General features: G+C 59.3%; 12 protein-coding genes and 2 pseudogenes. 5 read left to right on the forward strand and 9 right to left on the reverse strand.

The genetic code is table 11. The features are described 5' to 3' along the window. Positions 1 to 53: 53 nt before the first annotated feature. Entirely contained in the window at positions 54 to 287 is a 234-nt protein-coding gene (gene yedF, locus ABOC21_RS11195; RefSeq protein ID WP_041145813.1) for a sulfurtransferase-like selenium metabolism protein YedF, read from the reverse strand. Beyond that, positions 284 to 1,495 carry a selenium metabolism membrane protein YedE/FdhT gene (gene yedE / locus ABOC21_RS11200; RefSeq protein WP_426814583.1) on the reverse strand — a complete coding sequence of 404 codons (1,212 nt, stop codon included), beginning with the start codon at positions 1,493 to 1,495 and terminating at the stop codon, positions 284 to 286. The genes yedF and yedE overlap by 4 nt, the downstream gene beginning before the upstream one ends. 264 nt (positions 1,496 to 1,759) lie before the next feature. Between yedE and ABOC21_RS11205 the strand changes: the two genes are divergently transcribed. Next, a complete protein-coding gene (locus ABOC21_RS11205) occupies positions 1,760 to 2,788 on the forward strand; it encodes a CorA family divalent cation transporter (protein WP_426814584.1) in 1,029 nt (342 codons plus the stop codon). 84 nt (positions 2,789 to 2,872) lie between these two features. Next, positions 2,873 to 3,232 carry a TonB family protein gene (locus tag ABOC21_RS11210; protein WP_426814585.1) on the forward strand — a complete coding sequence of 120 codons (360 nt, stop codon included), beginning with the start codon at positions 2,873 to 2,875 and terminating at the stop codon, positions 3,230 to 3,232. 42 nt (positions 3,233 to 3,274) lie between these two features. Here the strand turns inward: ABOC21_RS11210 and ABOC21_RS11215 are convergent, their stop codons facing one another. Further along, positions 3,275 to 4,447: a MalY/PatB family protein gene (locus ABOC21_RS11215; protein WP_426814586.1), complete on the reverse strand. Its 1,173-nt coding sequence runs from the start codon at positions 4,445 to 4,447 to the stop codon at positions 3,275 to 3,277. Between the two features lie 50 nt (positions 4,448 to 4,497). Then, positions 4,498 to 6,090, reverse strand: a complete 1,593-nt coding sequence (malX, locus tag ABOC21_RS11220) for a maltose/glucose-specific PTS transporter subunit IIBC (protein ID WP_426814587.1) — start codon at positions 6,088 to 6,090, stop codon at positions 4,498 to 4,500. Positions 6,091 to 6,262: 172 nt separating this feature from the next. Here malX and ABOC21_RS11225 point away from each other — a divergent pair, with 172 nt between their 5' ends. After that, positions 6,263 to 7,291, forward strand: coding sequence for a Mal regulon transcriptional regulator MalI (locus tag ABOC21_RS11225; RefSeq protein ID WP_426814588.1), 1,029 nt, complete (start codon positions 6,263 to 6,265; stop codon positions 7,289 to 7,291). A 27-nt stretch (positions 7,292 to 7,318) separates the two neighbouring features. Here the strand turns inward: ABOC21_RS11225 and ABOC21_RS11230 are convergent, their stop codons facing one another. Both ABOC21_RS11230 and manA read right to left on the reverse strand, forming a co-directional pair. Beyond that, positions 7,319 to 8,863: a YdgA family protein gene (locus ABOC21_RS11230; protein ID WP_426814589.1), complete on the reverse strand. Its 1,545-nt coding sequence runs from the start codon at positions 8,861 to 8,863 to the stop codon at positions 7,319 to 7,321. A 98-nt stretch (positions 8,864 to 8,961) separates the two neighbouring features. Next, positions 8,962 to 10,140: a mannose-6-phosphate isomerase gene (manA, locus tag ABOC21_RS11235; RefSeq protein ID WP_426814590.1), complete on the reverse strand. Its 1,179-nt coding sequence runs from the start codon at positions 10,138 to 10,140 to the stop codon at positions 8,962 to 8,964. A gap of 196 nt (positions 10,141 to 10,336) precedes the next feature. Here manA and fumA point away from each other — a divergent pair. Beyond that, a pseudogene (gene fumA / locus ABOC21_RS11240) lies at positions 10,337 to 11,984 on the forward strand (class I fumarate hydratase FumA). 203 nt (positions 11,985 to 12,187) lie between these two features. Then, positions 12,188 to 13,590 (forward strand): annotated as a pseudogene (gene fumC / locus ABOC21_RS11245) (class II fumarate hydratase). Here fumC and tus read toward each other — a convergent pair. From tus to rstA, 3 genes are all read right to left on the reverse strand, one after another. Continuing rightward, positions 13,580 to 14,512: a DNA replication terminus site-binding protein gene (gene tus, locus ABOC21_RS11250; RefSeq protein WP_426814591.1), complete on the reverse strand. Its 933-nt coding sequence runs from the start codon at positions 14,510 to 14,512 to the stop codon at positions 13,580 to 13,582. The pseudogene fumC and the gene tus overlap by 11 nt on opposite strands. 73 nt (positions 14,513 to 14,585) lie before the next feature. Next, positions 14,586 to 15,887, reverse strand: a complete 1,302-nt coding sequence (gene rstB, locus ABOC21_RS11255; RefSeq protein ID WP_426814592.1) for a two-component system sensor histidine kinase RstB — start codon at positions 15,885 to 15,887, stop codon at positions 14,586 to 14,588. A gap of 15 nt (positions 15,888 to 15,902) precedes the next feature. Next, positions 15,903 to 16,619 (reverse strand): two-component system response regulator RstA, encoded by a 717-nt coding sequence (rstA, locus tag ABOC21_RS11260; protein WP_426814593.1) that lies wholly within the window; start codon positions 16,617 to 16,619, stop codon positions 15,903 to 15,905. Positions 16,620 to 16,686 lie beyond the last annotated feature (67 nt).

Below are 16,686 nucleotides of genomic sequence, written 5' to 3' on the forward strand. Positions count from 1 at the left end.
TTATGGCCGACCTGCCGGCCGGCGGCGGGGCGCCTGCCGGCCTTATTGTCGATCTATTTCTGAATCAGATAGCGAATAGTGGGGCCGTCCTGCTGAATATCGAGGACGGTATAGCCGTAGTTTTTCGCATCGTGCGGAATATTATTGATCGACTGCGGGCAATCGCTGACCACTTCGAGAATTTCCCCTTTCTTTAACGACGGCATCGCTTCAAGCGTCGCGACGGCAGGATAAGGGCAGGGCTCGCCGACCATATCGAGGCGGTAATCCGGGACGATAGTTTTCATGCGGTTTCCTTAGCGCCGGCAAGGGCAGCGGATTTTTGACGGAAAAAGCGTTTTTCCCAGGCTATGACCAGCATCAGGGCGACAAACAGCAGGAGATAGGTGACCAGCAGGCCGCCGAAAGGCCCGAAGGTGGTCAGCAGATTGACCTTATCCCAGCTGGTGGCTAGCGCCGGCGACAGGTCGTCCCAGAAGTAGGCCAGAATGGTGGAACCGATAACGTTGCCCAGACCAACCCACCAGTAGTGAACCTGGCCTTCAACGGCGCGATACATCCAGCCGGTTTCGCAGCCTCCGGCGAGAACAATGCCAAAACCGAACAGCAGACCGCCGATAACCGCATTCGGCCCGGCCCACATGATTTTCGGCTCCATTCCGAGCTGCACGTAGCTAAAGATGCCGATTGCGCTGGCGGCCATGCCGAAAATAATGGCCTTGGCCATATAGGTTCGGCCGGTTATCCACATATCGCGAAACGCCGAAGTAAAGCAGATCTGCGCCCGTTCGATAAGCAGGCCAAAGCCGACGCCAAACAGCATGGCCAGACCCAGCTTCGGCCGGTCGACGGCGGTCAGCAGGCCCCAGGCAATCATGGCGAAAAAGACCAGCATGCCGAGACGAAAGCGGCGCCGCGCCTGCTGAGGCTTTTGGGTTAGCGGCGAGGCCGCGGAGACTTTCTGCATCTTCACCGGAATACGAAAAATCGGCAGCAGGGTAAAGCGCGCGCCAAACCAGGTGCCAACGGCGGTGGCGATGGCGAAAAACCAGGCGTGCAGCGAGAACTGAGGGATCCCGGTAAAAAAGGCCGCCAGATTACAGCCCATCGCCAGGCGGGCGCCAAAGCCGGCAATAATACCGCCGGCGACGGCCTGGATAATGCGGATTCGGCTACGCGGCATGCGCAGCTTCACGTTATTGGCCCACAGCGCGGCGGCGAAACAGCCGCCAAACATGCCAATAATCATCATTCCGTCGATGCGGGTTAACGGCGTCCCGTCGAGATGAATGAGCTTATAGTAGCCCCACTGCTCGCTGTGTACGCCGGCAAGCTGCAGCAGCTGCCCGCCCCAGCGGGTAAATTCGCCGGTAACGGCCCAGAAGGTGCCGGTAATACCAAAGTAGTAAGTCGCAAGAATGCCTGCGGCAATAACCGCCGGAGCGGGGGCCCAGAATTTAACCAGGTAGGTTTGTTTGAACTGCTGCCATGTCATAGAGCTGCCTCTGAACTCAGAAGGTAAATCACCCCTGGCGGGGTTTAAGAGGAGGGGATAATACGCCTGTTGGCATAATAAAACGCTCGACGGGATCAAAAGGCCTATTTTCCCTTCGTACAATTGGCGGCCGCCAGGCAAAGAAAATATGTCACTCAGGTTACCGTTTTATGACCAAATCATTAACCTTGCCAAGGTGAATAAAATAGCGAAAGATGACCGCGTTCGGGCCCGAATACTGCTCAATGAGATCCTGAGGGATATATGAGTCAAGACGTTACGTTAAAAATGTTAAAGCCCGATTTTGATATGGAAGTGTCCGGGTTGGTTTATGGCTATTTGTTCCGCGAAGGCAGCGCGCCGCGGCAAATATCCTCGAATGAGGTCTGCGCCGAATATCATGAGCTGGTCGGCGAAAACGATTTCGTCTGGCTGCATCTCAACCTGAATCATGCCACTGCCGAAAAGTGGCTGCTGGCGCATTTTCCCGTGGACGACTTCTTCTTTGAGGAGATCCGCGATGGTTCCCACACCACGCGCATCGAACGTCAGGGCGACAGCCTGTTTGCCGTCCTCAACGACGTGCTGTTCAATCCCAAAGAGACCACCTCTGAAACATCAACCCTGTGGCTCTACTGCAGCCAGAAGCTGGTGGTGACGGCGCGCTATAAACCGCTTCGCTTTATTGAGTGGATGCTGCCGCGGCTGGCAACGCTAAAGGTAAACTCATCTACCGAGCTGCTGGCCTTTTTGCTGGAGGAGCAGGAAGAGGTGCTGGAACAGGTGGTCAGGCAGGCCAGCCGCCACGTGGATGCGATCGAAGAACGTCTGTTAAGCAACCACGTTCAGCGTAACCGCGCCGATCTGGCGCGCCTGCGCCGCATGCTGCTGCGCTTTCAGCGCCTGCTGGCGCCGGAACCGGCGGCGATGTTCCGCCTGCTGAATCGCCCCCCGGTATGGATTGACCGCGCGGTAGTCCAGGAGTTTCGCCAGTTCACCGAGGAATTCACCGTGGTACTGAACGATTTATCCGGCCTGATTGAGCGCATTAGCCTGCTCCAGGAGGAGATTTCCGCCAGGCAAATGGAGCAAAGCAACCGTACGCTGTACACCCTGACGGTGATCACCGTCCTGGCGCTGCCGATTAATATCGTGGCCGGTTTCTTTGGCATGAACGTCGGCGGGATCCCGCTGTCGACCAACCATCATGGCTTCCTTTTGCTGGTGCTCATTGTCGGCGTCTTTACCATCGGCGCCGGTTATCTGGCCTTTCGCCGGCGGGACGATCTTTAAGCGTCAGCTATGATTTTCGGTAGAAGACCGCCGCGCCGGCTTGCACTATCTTATTGCGAGGGATTCTCAATAAGGAGCTATAGAATGACGAGACTCAGCGCAATGCTGGTTCCGGGCCTGCTGCTGTTGCTGCTGTCGGGCTGCGCGTCCGACGGCGTAAAACAATCATTATTAAAGCCGAAGCTGCTGAAAAGGAGCGATCCGGTCTACCCGATCGTGGCCCACGCCAACCATCTGACGGGCTACGTTCAGGTTGTCTATGATGTCAACGCGCAGGGCAAAGTTGAGGAGCTGCGGATTGTGGACTCGCAGCCCCGCTATCTGTTTGATGAGGAGGTGGTGCGGGCGATGGCGCAGTGGGAGTTCGAGAAGAATAAACCCTACAAGGATATGGAAATGCGCGTTAACTTCCGCTTGTCCCAGCCCAACCCGCCCGGCCAGTGAGGGCGGGTGAATGCGCGTTACGCAACGGCCCCGCGCGCAGCCCTAGGTCAGCGAATGCAGGGCGGCAATCAGCCCCTGAACTCCTCTCTCAAGCTTCACCCGCGGACATCCGGCGTTGAGGCGCACAAACCCCGCGCCTTCCTCGCCGTAGGTCGAACCCGGCATGATGGCAATCTTTTGCTCGTGGATTAACGCCTGCTGCAGGGCGCTATCGTCCACCTTGAGCGCCCGCAGGTCGATCCACGCCAGATAGCTTGCTTCCGGCGGCTGCCAGTTCAGCTGCGGGAAAGCCTGATTCAGCTCCCGTGCAATATAGCGCAGGTTCTCCTGCAGATAGGCCCGCAGGGCGTCCAGCCAGCCGGCGCCTTCGCGATAGGCGGCAATATGGGCAACCAGCGCCGGTACGCTGGGTGAGGAGAGGCCATCCCGTGATTTCAGCGCGTTGAGGTAGCCATCGCGGGTGGCCGCGTCGTCAATCAGGCCATAGGCACCGGTCAGCGCCGGGATATTGAAGCTTTTCGACGCGGAGGTAAACAGCGCCCACGGGCCGCGGGCGACGTCGCACCACGGCGTGTGCCGGTGGTTTTCCCACGTCATATCCATATGAATCTCATCGCTGATAACTTTGACGCCGTGCTTTTCGCAGAGGCGAGCCATCGTAGCCAGCTCGTCGCGGCTCCACACCTTACCGGTCGGATTATGCGGGCTGCAGAGCAGCAGGATCTTATTGCGCGGTTCGGCCAGCGCCCGCTCCAGCTCGGCCATATCGCAGCGCCATTGGCCATCGCGAGCGACGAGCGGGACCGGGACCAGCCGGCGCTGATTGCCGGCAATGGTCTTGTAGAAGGCATCGTAGGCCGGGGTATGGACGACCACGCCGTCGCCCGCATCGGACCACTGGCGAATGGTTTCCGCCACCATGTAAATCACCGATGGTCCGTAGACGATGGTATCGCGATCGATGGGGCTCTGAAAACGGCTGGCAAACCAGTGGCTAACGGCGCCGAGAAACTCGTCGTTTTTCCAGCGGCTGTAGCCCAGTACGCCGTGGGCCATGCGCCGGCTGATGGCGTCAAGAATGCACGGCGCGGTGGCGAAATCCATGTCGGAGATGGTGAAGGGCAGCAGGTCGGCGGTGCCGAAGCGGTCAGCGACGTAGTCCCACTGCGTACACCAGGTACCGTGGCGATCGACCGGCGTTGAGAAATCAAACATCTGAACTTCCTTAATCTAACACCCCCTCCGGGCGGGAGGGGGCGCGGCGTTTATGCCTGGACGGTATTCATCAGGACGCTCATCTCATCCTTCACCGACTGCACCTGCGGCCCAATGACCACCTGCAGATTATGCTGGTTGAGCTGAACGACGCCAATGGCGCGGTTGGCCTTCAGCGCGGCGGCGTCGACCTTGCTCATGTCGCTTACCGACAGGCGCAGGCGGGTAATGCAGTTATCCAGCGAAGTGATGTTCTCTGCGCCGCCCAGCGCGGCAAGGATTGCCGGAACGTTGTAGCCGGACTTGCCAACGCTGCCGGCCGTGGCTTTCTCAAACGCGGCGCTGTTTTCGATATCGCGACCCGGCGTTTTGAGGTTAAAGCGGGTGATGGCGAAGCGGAAGATGCCGTAGTAAACCGCGAACCAGACGGCGGCGACCACCGGAACCAGGTACCACTTGGTCGAGAGCCCGTGCAGGATGCCGAAGACCACGAAATCAATCACGTTGCCGTCGGTATTGCCGATAGTTACCCCGAGCACCGCCATAATGGTGAAACCGAGGCCGGTCAGCAGGGCGTGGATGAGGTACAGCGCCGGGGCGACGAACAGGAACAGGAACTCCAGCGGCTCGGTGGTGCCGCCAATGACGCAGGCGATCACGCCGGAGATCAGCAGGCCCTTAATTTTATGGCGATTTTCCGGGCGGGCGCAGTGATACATAGCCAGCGCCGCGCCCGGCAGGCCGCCGAGGAACGCCGGCATTTTGCCCTGGGAGAGGAAGCGGGTGGCGCTTTCCGAGAAGCCGTGGGTTTCCGGGCAGCTCGACTGCGCCTGGAAGATGGTCAGCGCGCCGCTGACGCTGTGGCCGCAGACGTCCATGGTCCCGCCTGCTTCGGTAAAGCGGATCAGCGCCACCAGAATATGCTGCAGGCCGAAGGGCAGCAGCAGGCGCTCGCCGGTGCCGAAAATCATCGGGCCGAAGTTGCCCGCGCTGTTAATGACGCTGCCCAGGGCGTTGATACCCAGCGCAAAAATTGGCCAGACCAGCGGGATTGCGAGGCCGACCAGCCCCATCACCACGGTAGTCGCGATGGGCACAAAGCGGGTGCCGCCGAAGAAGGCCAGCGCGTCCGGCAGGCGGATGTTATGAAAACGCTCGTGCAGCATCCAGATAATAATCCCGGCGATGACCGCGCCGAGGATCCCGGTATCGATCGACTGAATGCCGATTACGTTCTGGATATTGTTGGCTTTCAGGATCGCCGCATCGGTGGTTGGCAGAATGCCCTTCGCCGTCAGCCAGAAGTTGACCGCGAGATTCATCACCGCATAGCCGACGAAGCCGGCAAAGGCGGCGACGCCTTTGTTTTCGCGCGCCAGACCAAGCGGAATGGCGATACAGAACATCACCGGCAGGAAACTAAAGGCGAAAGAACCGATCTTGCTCATCCATACGAACACCGCCTGCAGCAGCGGAGTATTGAGCCACGGCTGGAGGGTCAGTACATCATGGCTGCTCAGAGAACTGCCGATCCCCAGCATGATCCCACAGAAGGAGAGCAGGGCTACGGGTAACATAAAGGTTTTCCCTAACTGCTGGAAAAATTCCCACAACGTAATTTTTGGAGTTGTTTTCGCCGTCATAACACGAATCCTGCTGCTTAGGTTATTGGTAGGATGTAACGTCACGGCAAGATAAAACGTTTTACCACTTTTTAGTGCGATAAAAATCACATAATCAAGCGATAATAACGTTTATAAATATCTCTTATTGATAAAACGTTTTATCGACAGCCACAGGGAGTCGGTTGCAGGCATGGCTATCGCAAGAAAGATCACCATTAACGATGTTGCCCAGGCCGCGGGCGTTTCGGTCAGCACGGTGTCGCTGGTGCTGAGCGGCAAAGGCCGCATCTCGTCGGCTACCGGCGAACGCGTCAATCAGGCCATCGAGCATCTAGGCTTTGTCCGCAACCGCCAGGCGGCCTCGCTGCGCGGCGGGCAGAGCGACGTGATTGGCCTGATAGTCAGCGACCTTTCCAAGCCTTTCTACGCGGAGCTCACCGCCGGGCTGACGGATGCCCTCGAGTCCGCAGGCAAGATGGTTTTCCTCACTCAGGGAGGGCGGCGGGGTGAAAAAATGCTCCAGCGTTTTGAAACTCTGGTTTCGCAGGGGGTCGACGGAGTGATTATCGCCGGCGCTATCGATCGGGGCGGCGAACTGCGCGACCGGGCGGCAGAGGTCGGGATGCCGCTGGTATTTGCCTCCCGGGCCAGCTACCTCGAGGATATCGATTTAATTCGCCCGGATAATATGCAGGCCGCGCAGATGATTACCGAGCATCTTATCCGCCGCGGCCATCAGCGTATTGCCTGGCTGGGCGGGGAAAGCTCGTCGTTAACCCGCGCGGAACGGGTAGGCGGCTACTGCGCGACGCTGCTGAAGTATGGCCTGCCGTTTCACAGCGAATGGGTGCTGGAGTGCGAATCGAGCCAGAAGCTGGCGGCGGAAGCGATGGCTGCGTTGCTGCGGCAAAATCCGACCATCACCGCGGTGCTGTGCTACAACAGCGTGATTGCCACCGGGGCGTGGTTTGGCCTGATGCGAGCGGGTCGCCAGAGCGGCGAAGACAGCGTTGAAAGCTACTTTGAGCAGCGGGTGGCGCTGGCGGCGTTTGCTGAAGTGCCGGAGGCCGCGCTGGATGACGTGCCGTTAACCTGGGTGACCACTCCGGCGAGAGAGATGGGCAAAAGCCTGGCCGGATGTATGCTGCGCCGCCTTGAAAAGGGGGCGGAATCGGCGCGCAACCAAATCATGCCGCCGCGGCTGGTGACCAGAAAATAGCCCTCCGGAGGAGGGCTATTTCGCGTTCTACTGCTGAGGAGCGACCGGCGGGACCAGATCTTCCGGCTCCGCGCTCTGCGGCGCGGAGTCAGGCGCCGCGGGGACCGACAGGCCGAACATCCCGGCGAACTCATCCAGCGGCATTTTCTGCCCGTTGAGGGTGACCTGGCCGTCGGCGTACTGCAGGCTGGAGGTGATGGCGTTATTTTCCATGGCGGTGATGCGGAACATCTGCCCCATTGCCGCCAGGCCTTTGACCTGCTGATCCGCCAGCTTCGCCGCGTCAGCCGGCTGATAGCCTTCCAGGCCCGCAATCTGGGTCATAAATTCGGTCGCCATCTCTACCGGAACCACCAGCTTGCCGTCGAGAGACTTCACGCTGCGGTCAACCTCATCGGCCAGGGTTTGCGCCGGCGCGGTCACCACGGTTGGGTCTTTCAGCAAAATTGACAGATTAAAGGTGCTTTCGCCCTTCGCATTGCGCCAGCTCAGCGGGGCGATGGTCAGCGACGGGTTGCCTTTCAGCAGCACCGGCAGCGCCTTAAAGAAGGTCTCGGTCAGCGCCTGCTGGTAAAGCTCCGGATTCTGCGCCAGCTCCGGCTTCGCCATCAGCGCCTGCGCTTCGCTATTGTACTGCTGGCTGAACTGGTGCCACGCCTGGCCGTCGAGATTATCTAGCTTCACGGTCAGCTTGCCGCTGCCCAGATCCTTGTTTTGCAGCTTGAGGCTGTTAACGGTGTAATCAAGCTGGCTGTTGATGCCCTTGCCGTCTTCGGTCAGCGTCGATTTGCCGTCGATGTTCATCCCTTCCAGCAGGGCCAGCTCTTTGCCTTCGACGCCAATCGACAGCTTCTCCAGCGAGATCTTTTGCCTGCCGATATGCTCGTTAAAGCTGGTCATCTCGGTGGCGCCGTCGGTCTGCAGATTGCTGAAGTTTAGCTGCACCTTCTGGTTGTACTCGTTGACCGCGTTGATCTGGCCGCTGCCCGCTTCACCGGTCAGCGCAATCGCCTTGCCGTCGCGATCGGCATTGAGCTTGAACTGGCCGCCGCTAAAGGTGACCTTTTCGTCGCCTTTACTGTAATCCAGGGGTTTCAGGTCGATGGCCGACCGGCTGTCGCCGCTGTAGGCGATCAGGGTATCGATGGTAAACGGCGTGCTGCCCTTAGCGATATCAAACAGCGCCTTACTGGCTTCATTATTAACCAGCGCGGTTTTAACCGAGGCCATCGACGGGGCAAAGTGGCCGCTTTTCAGCGCCGCCAGCGGGAACGGCCCGTGGCTGACGACTTCGTCAAACACCAGTGCCTGCCCGGCCGCGAGCCAGTTGCTCTCTTTGCCCGCGGCCGGCTTCACCACCAGCTGCAGGTGGCTGCTGAACAGGCCGCGCTGATAGTCCTGCCAGCCCAGCTCAAGCCCGGCTTCCGGGGCGCTGCTTTGTAGCTGAGCATTGGCCTGCTGCACTACTTCGGCGAGCCGGCTTTCCAGCTGCTTGCCCGTATACCAGGCGCCTGCGGTCCAGACCACTCCGAGGGCCACGATAATTCCTGCTGCGACCAGCGATTTCTTCATAGTATTTGTCCATAAATAAAACCAGGCGCCATAAGCCGCCTGGTTGTGCCGTTATGATGGGTGAAAGTCTAGCAAGCGCGGCTAAAAATTTCAGTAACTTACTGGAGCTTATTGAAGACGCGCGCCAGGCGGCCGGTGCCGCTCACCGCAACCGGCGATTCGTCGCTGGCAATAAACGCCGACTCGCCGGGCTTGAGGGTCAGGCGCTGCTCGTCTTTGCGAATTACCGCTTCGCCTTCGACGCAGAAAACAATCGCGGCGCTCTGCTGGGCGAGGGTGGACTCCTGCGCCGACAGCGCGTGCAGGGAGAAGGCAAAGTCGTCCACCGGGATCGGGAAGTCCAGCTCGGCGCCGTGCTGCTGCGGCTGCGTCAACAGTTCGGCCGCCGGTTTGGCCACGAACTTAACGTTGGCGACCAGTTCCGGAATATCGATATATTTCGGCGTCAGGCCGGCGCGCAGCACGTTATCCGAGTTGGCCATCACTTCCAGCGCCACGCCCTGCAGGTAGGCGTGCGGCGTTTCCGCAAACAGGAACATGGCGTCGCCGGGGTTCAGCTTCACCACGTTGAGTAGCAGGGGAGAGAACAGGCCGCTATCGTCCGGATAGAATTCGGCGATCAGGCGAATCGTCTGCCAGGGTTCGCCCTGCCCGGCGTCGAGCGCGGACTGCAGCACGCTTAAGGCGTGAGCTTTTTCATCACCCTGCATATTCAGCAGGCTGGCGAACAGCTGGCTCAGGCGTTCGGCATCCGGGTTGCTGAGGAAGTCGCCGATGGCCGGGTGGGCGCTGGCAACCGGCTGCAGAAGCGCGGCGATTTCGGCAAACTCGCGGAAGGCGTTCATGGCGAGGAACGGCGTCAGGGCAAAGACCAGCTCCGGCTTGTGGTTCGGATCCTTGTAGTTGCGATCTGCGGCATTCAGCGGGATCCCGGCGGCATTCTCTTTGGCAAAGCCGATTTCGGAGGCCTGCTTATTCGGATGCACCTGAATAGAGAGCGGCTGGTCGGCGCACAGCACTTTGAACAGGAACGGAAGCTCACCGAAGCGGTCGGCCACTTTGCTGCCGAGCAGTCTGGCTTTATCGCCCTCGACAATCTCGCGCAAAGCGCGCGGGCTGCCGCCGGCATCGAGGATCTGTGAGCTGCTTTTCGGGTGTGCGCCCATCCACAGCTCCGCCATCGGCAGATTGTTGGGGTTAGCGATTCCATAAAGTTCGGTTAATGCGGTGTGACTTCCCCAGGCATAGTTCTGTACTGAGTTAATGAGCTTCTGCATTCTCAATCCCTGTTTCCACTTGATAGTAATCGCTCTATTAAACCAGCAAACGCCCGAGAATCAACAGCTGAAAGAAAAAGTCGACCTTGTCTCAGTTTTTGTTAAAAAATTGTGTAAAATCGATCGACTCGCTTTTCTACAGGCAAATGGAGTGTCTGCCTGAAATATAATCAGCCAAGCAGTAAGTGAGAGCACAATGTCGAATAAACCGTTTGTTTATCAGGATCCTTTTCCCCTCAAAAAGGATGACACCGAGTATTATCTCCTCAGCAGTGATTACGTCTCCGTTAGCGAATTCGCCGGCCAGGAAATCCTTAAAGTTGAACCCCAGGCGCTAACCCTGCTGGCCCAGCACGCCTTCCACGACGCCTCCTTTATGCTGCGCCCGGCGCATCAGCAGCAGGTGGCCGATATTCTTAGCGACCCGGAAGCCAGCGAAAACGACAAATACGTCGCCCTGCAGTTCCTGCGTAACTCCGATATCGCCGCTAAAGGTATTCTGCCCACCTGCCAGGATACCGGCACCGCCATTATTACGGGCAAGAAGGGCCAGCGGGTATGGACCGGCGGCGGCGATGAGGCCGCGCTGTCGCAGGGCGTTTACAATACCTATATTCAGGATAACCTGCGCTATTCGCAAAACGCCGCGCTGGATATGTATAAAGAGGTTAACACCGGCACCAACCTGCCGGCGCAGATTGACCTCTACGCCACCGACGGCGAGGAGTATAAATTCCTCTGTATCGCCAAGGGCGGCGGCTCGGCTAACAAAACCTATCTCTATCAGGAGACCAAGGCGCTGATTACCCCGGCGAAGCTGAAAAACTACCTCGTCGACAAGATGCGCACCCTCGGCACCGCCGCCTGCCCGCCGTACCACATTGCTTTTGTTATCGGCGGCACCTCTGCGGAAGCGACGCTGAAGACCGTTAAGCTGGCCTCCACGCGCTACTACGATGGTTTGCCCACCGCCGGTAACGAGCATGGCCAGGCGTTCCGCGATATTCAGCTGGAGCAGGAGCTGCTGCTGGAAGCGCAGAATCTCGGCCTCGGCGCGCAGTTTGGCGGCAAGTACTTTGCCCACGACATCCGCGTGATTCGCCTGCCGCGCCACGGCGCCTCCTGCCCGGTTGGGATGGGCGTCTCCTGCTCCGCCGACCGCAACATCAAGGCGAAGATCAACCGTCACGGGATCTGGCTGGAGAAGCTGGAGAGCAATCCGGGGCGCTATATTCCGCAGGCGCTGCGCCAGGCGGGCGAAGGTGAGGCGGTGAAGGTCAACCTCAACCAGCCGATGAGCGAGATTCTGGCGCTGCTGGCGCGCTATCCGGTGTCGACCCGTCTGTCGCTGAGCGGCACGATTATCGTCGCCCGCGATATCGCCCACGCTAAGCTCAAGGAGGCTGCTGGATAACGGCGAGGCGCTGCCGCAGTACGTGAAAGATCACCCAATCTACTACGCCGGCCCGGCGAAAACTCCGGAGGGTTACGCGTCAGGTTCGCTGGGGCCGACTACCGCCGGACGCATGGACTCCTACGTCGATCTGCTGCAGTCCCACGGCGCGAGCATGGTGATGCTGGCGAAGGGCAACCGCAGCCAGCAGGTGACCGACGCCTGCCATAAGCACGGCGGCTTCTATCTCGGCAGCATCGGCGGCCCGGCGGCGGTGCTGGCGCAGCAGAGTATTAAGAGCCTGGAGTGCGTGGCTTATCCGGAGCTGGGAATGGAGGCGATCTGGAAAATCGAGGTGGAAGACTTCCCGGCGTTTATTCTGGTGGATGATAAAGGCAACGACTTCTTCCAGCAGATCCAGACCTCGCAGTGCGCGAGCTGCGTGAAATAATCGCCCCGCTCATCGGGTGAGCGCCTGCCGGCGAATCCACCGGCAGGTATTTTAACACGCCGCCGTTGCGCTCTGCGGGGCGGCTATTTGTGTCGCTTAGCGGCACGAACGACTAAAACTAATTATAAATCTGACCAATACTTAACGCTTTTAAGCCAGTGGGCTTTGTCGCAATTACGTACTTTTTATTCTAGGAGACAGTAATGACAACGCATCGCAGTGAAAAAGACTCTATGGGCGCAATTGAGGTTCCGGCCGACAGGCTATGGGGCGCGCAAACCCAGCGTTCGCTGGAGCATTTCCGCATCTCAACGGAAAAAATGCCGGGCGAACTGATCTACGCCCTGGCGTTGACCAAGCGCGCGGCGGCGAAGGTGAACCAGGATTTAGGCCTGCTGGCCGGCGATAAAGCGGCGGCCATCGTCGACGCCGCTGATGAAGTGCTGGCGGGAAAGCATAGCGCCGAATTCCCGCTGGCTATCTGGCAGACCGGCTCCGGCACCCAAAGCAACATGAATATGAATGAGGTGCTGGCAAACCGGGCCAGCGAGTGCTGCTGGGCGGCGTGCGGGGCATGGAACGTAAGGTGCATCCGAACGATGACGTCAATAAGAGCCAGAGCTCCAACGACGTCTTTCCGACGGCGATGCACGTGGCGGCTATTATCGCGCTGCGGGAGAAGCTTATTCCCCAGCTTAAGGTGCTGAAAAAAACGCTTAGCGACAAATCCGCCGCGTTCAGCGATATCGTCAAAATCGGCCGCACGCACCTGCAGGACGCCACGCCGCTGACCCTGGGGCAGGAGTTCTCCGGCTGGGTCGCCATGCTCGAACATAACCTCCGCCACCTTGAGCTGAGCCTGCCGCATCTGAGCGAGCTGGCGCTGGGCGGTACGGCGGTGGGAACCGGACTGAATACCCATCCCGAATACGCGGTGCGGGTGGCGGCGGAACTGGCGCAGAGCAGCGGCCAGCCGTTTGTGACCGCGCCGAATAAGTTTGAGGCGCTGGCGACCTGCGACGCGCTGGTCCACGCCCACGGCGCGCTGAAGGGGCTGGCGGCGTCGCTGATGAAGATTGCCAACGACGTGCGCTGGCTGGCCTCGGGCCCGCGCTGCGGTATCGGCGAAATTGCCATTCCGGAGAATGAGCCGGGCTCATCGATCATGCCGGGCAAGGTCAACCCGACCCAGTGCGAAGCGCTGACCATGCTGTGCTGTCAGGTGATGGGCAACGACGTAGCGCTGAATATCGGCGGCGCTTCCGGTAACTTTGAGCTCAACGTCTATCGCCCGATGGTGATCCATAACTTCCTGCAGTCGGTGCGGCTGCTGGCCGACGGCATGGAGAGCTTCAACGAACACTGCGCGGTCGGGATCGAGCCTAATCGGGAACGAATCAACCAGCTGCTCAACGAGTCTCTGATGCTGGTGACGGCGCTGAATACCCATATCGGCTATGACAAGGCGGCGGAAATTGCCAAAAAAGCGCATAAAGAGGGGCTGACGCTGAAAGCCTCGGCGCTGGCGCTCGGCTACCTGACGGAAGCCGAGTTCGACAGCTGGGTGCGCCCGGAAGAGATGGTCGGCAGCATGGCTACTCGCTAGCCAACCACAGGTGCAGGCGCGGGATCAGCAGGCGCAGCGACTGCGCCTGGGGTTTATAGCGATACTGCACGTTGTCGGCATCGTAATTCAGTAACTCGCCAATATCCGGCGCGCTAACCCCCTGGCTGCCGGATATCAGCGTAATCAGCGGCCCGGGGCAGGCGTACTGCACCTGCTTTTGCTCGCCGGCGTACCAGACGCGAGCGATAGGCTGGACTTTGACCGGCCGCTTAATCTTCAGCTTCGCCCGCTGCGGCAGGGCGGCGATATCCTGATACTCCCGTTCCAGCTTGCTCTGCCACTGTTCGCGCGTCCACGGCGGCACCGCGCGCGGCGACTGCAGGCTCTTTTCCAGCTGCATCAGCACCTCATCGCGGGTTAAATTCTTAATCACGTGCTTATTGGCCCAGCCGAAGCGGATGCTGCTGGGATCAAACAGCGGCGTCAACGTGCGGTAGGCGCTAAGGGTGATCAATCCCGGCAGATGGCGGTGCACCCACTCAAAGCGGGCCGCGGCGGGAAGGGCGGAATCGACGGTAATGATTTTTTCGAAGGATGCCTTTAGCGCGTTGATGCTGGCGATTTTTTGCCGCAGATCGGCCTGCTCTTCGGCGCTGGTTTGCAGGCAGATCGTCCCGGGGAGGCGCACGGCGGCCTTGCTGCTACGGCTTTCCGATTGCTGCTGGATAAACAGATGGCCGTAGTGCCTGAGGGCCATTTCCAGCGCCGTTTTACCGATATGCTGCACGACCTGAATCGTCTCAAGCGGGTCGTGTTCGGCATTTTTGCTGACCGCCGGTAGCTCAAAAACCCGCGCGGCAAGCAGGCGACAGCGGCTTAGCGCCAGCTTCAGTTCCTGCAGCTCCCGTTCAAGTTGACGAAAGGTGCCATTGAGTCGTTCAACAAGGTCGTAATTTGCCATCCGCGCCGCCTTAGTTACAACATACTAATCGTTTTTTAACTATACGCAGGCCGCAGCGCCTGCGCAAGGGGGGTCAGCCAGAGGTGAAATTCGGCAACTGGTGGTAGATCGGCCAGCTAAAGCTGAAGCTGGCGCCGCCCAGCGGACTGGTGCGGCAGCTCACCTCGCCGGACATCGCCTGGGCGATGCTGTGGACGATAGCCAGACCGAGGCCGCAGCCGCCGGTCGCCCGATCGCGGCTGGGGTCAAGCCGGACAAACGGCTCAAACACCCGTTCGCGCTCGGCGGGATCGATGCCCGGGCCGTCGTCATTCACCTGCAGCGTCGCCCGCGATCCCGCCAGCGTCAGGCTCACCTGAATCTGCTGATCACTGTAGCGAAGCGCGTTGTTGACCAGATTATCAAGCACGCGCTCCATCAGACGCATATCCAGCGCGCCGTAGTCGCCGGCGACCACCTCGTGAAGCGTCACCACGCGCTGCGGGTTAACCATCTGAACGTCTTCCACGTGGGCCCTAATCCAGGCCGGGAAGTCGGGGGTGGTCAGGCTCAGCTCATTTTGCGGTCGGTCAAGGCGGGCGTAGGTTAAAAGCTCTTCGATAAGGGCTTCCAGCTGGCCGATATCGCGGTTTAAGGCCTGTGATTCCGCGGTGGTCAGATTTTCACTCATCTCAAGGCGATAGCGCAGGCGCACCAGCGGCGTGCGCAGCTCGTGCGCAATTCCGTCGATTAGCTGCTTTTTACTGGCGATCAGGGCGTTGATATTATCGGCCATCTGGTTAAAGGCCACGCCCAGCCGCTCAAAGCTGGACATGCTATCGAAATGAATGCGCTCGCTAAAATGCCCTTCGCCGAAACGCTGGGCGGCGGTCTCGATACGCAGCATATCCTGCCAGTGGGGGCGCATCCAGACGAAGACCGGGAAGGCCAGCGAAATGGCGATAAAGGCCATCAGCGCGACGTCCAGCAGGCGCATCTCATGCAAAAAATAGAGGTAGGGGACCGGACCCACCGACAGCACGTAGTGGCTGCGCGGAATGCGCTGAATAAAGGTGTACTCATCATCGAGGGCGACGATATCGCCGGCGCGCAGATGCTGCATCGAGCTCTCCGCCAGCTTGAATTTGCTCAGCGGTTCAATATGCAGATCGAACGACAGGTTGAGGTCCAGCTCTTTGAGCGTTTTGCTCCAGTCGCGCGGCGGAATTTCCCGCAGTTCGCTGCGCATCAGGTACAGCGAGCTTTTCATCAGATCGTCCAGCGACTGGCGGCCCGCGCGCTCGGCGGTAAATTTATACACCAGGCCAACCAGCATGGTCATGACCAGGAAGCAGACGAACAGCAGGAGGTAAAACTGGACAAACAGCTTTTTCATAGCCGGACCCGTTAATTAATTGTCCCAGGCATGGGGGGCGAACAGATAGCCTTTGTTGCGCACCGTTTTAATACGGTAGGGTTCCGTTGCGCTATCGAGCAGTTTTTTACGCAGGCGCGAAATGGCCACGTCAACGCTGCGGTCCATGCCGTCGTAGCTGACGCCGCGCAGGTTTTTCAGCAGCGCGTCGCGGTCCATAATTTGTCCGGCGTGGGTGGCGAGCTCCCACAGCAGTTCGAAATCAGCCGTCGAGAGCGCGATGCTGTCGCCGGCGAGCAGCACCTGGCGGTTCACCGGATCGATGGAGAGTGAGCCAAAGGCGATGGTTTTATGCGGCGTCAGCGAGGCGGGCGCCGAGGTGAGCGGAACGGCAACGTGCTGGCGCAAATGCAGGCGCAGGCGCGCCAGCAGCACGGCGGGCGGGGTGGTTTTGAGGATGTAATCACTCGCGCCCATCTCCAGGGACAAAATATGATTCATATCGCTGTCAAGGGAGGTTAGCAGCACGATCGGACCCTGCCACTGCCCGCGCAAGTCGCGGCAAAGCGTCATCCCGTCCTTGCCCGGCAGCATGATATCTAATAGCACCAGATCGGGTTTTTCCCGCGCGATAATCTCTTCCGCCCGGTCACCGCGTGGTTCAACCACTACGTCCATATCATGCTTACCCAGATAGGCGGCGATCAGCGCGCCAACTTCCGGATCATCCTCAACAAACACGATCTTATTCATATTTTATATGTATATGTAAAAGGTTAAACATACACCGCCAGCAAATTGCCCGCCATTACTCTTTTAT

It is taken from the genome of Klebsiella sp. WOUb02 (assembly GCF_050058015.1).
GTDB lineage: Bacteria > Pseudomonadota > Gammaproteobacteria > Enterobacterales > Enterobacteriaceae > Klebsiella.

What these genes read in the sequence shown, in the direction of transcription:
- rstA (WP_426814593.1), bottom strand. Translation starts at nt 16,619, where the DNA reads ATGAATAAGATCGTGTTTGTTGAGGATGATCCGGAAGTTGGCGCGCTG.
- yedF (WP_041145813.1), bottom strand. Translation starts at nt 287, where the DNA reads ATGAAAACTATCGTCCCGGATTACCGCCTCGATATGGTCGGCGAGCCC.
- malX (WP_426814587.1), bottom strand. Translation starts at nt 6,090, where the DNA reads ATGACGGCGAAAACAACTCCAAAAATTACGTTGTGGGAATTTTTCCAG.
- ABOC21_RS11225 (WP_426814588.1), top strand. Translation starts at nt 6,263, where the DNA reads ATGGCTATCGCAAGAAAGATCACCATTAACGATGTTGCCCAGGCCGCG.
- ABOC21_RS11205 (WP_426814584.1), top strand. Translation starts at nt 1,760, where the DNA reads ATGAGTCAAGACGTTACGTTAAAAATGTTAAAGCCCGATTTTGATATG.
- ABOC21_RS11230 (WP_426814589.1), bottom strand. Translation starts at nt 8,863, where the DNA reads ATGAAGAAATCGCTGGTCGCAGCAGGAATTATCGTGGCCCTCGGAGTG.
- yedE (WP_426814583.1), bottom strand. Translation starts at nt 1,495, where the DNA reads ATGACATGGCAGCAGTTCAAACAAACCTACCTGGTTAAATTCTGGGCC.
- manA (WP_426814590.1), bottom strand. Translation starts at nt 10,140, where the DNA reads ATGCAGAAGCTCATTAACTCAGTACAGAACTATGCCTGGGGAAGTCAC.
- rstB (WP_426814592.1), bottom strand. Translation starts at nt 15,887, where the DNA reads ATGAAAAAGCTGTTTGTCCAGTTTTACCTCCTGCTGTTCGTCTGCTTC.
- ABOC21_RS11210 (WP_426814585.1), top strand. Translation starts at nt 2,873, where the DNA reads ATGACGAGACTCAGCGCAATGCTGGTTCCGGGCCTGCTGCTGTTGCTG.
- ABOC21_RS11215 (WP_426814586.1), bottom strand. Translation starts at nt 4,447, where the DNA reads ATGTTTGATTTCTCAACGCCGGTCGATCGCCACGGTACCTGGTGTACG.
- tus (WP_426814591.1), bottom strand. Translation starts at nt 14,512, where the DNA reads ATGGCAAATTACGACCTTGTTGAACGACTCAATGGCACCTTTCGTCAA.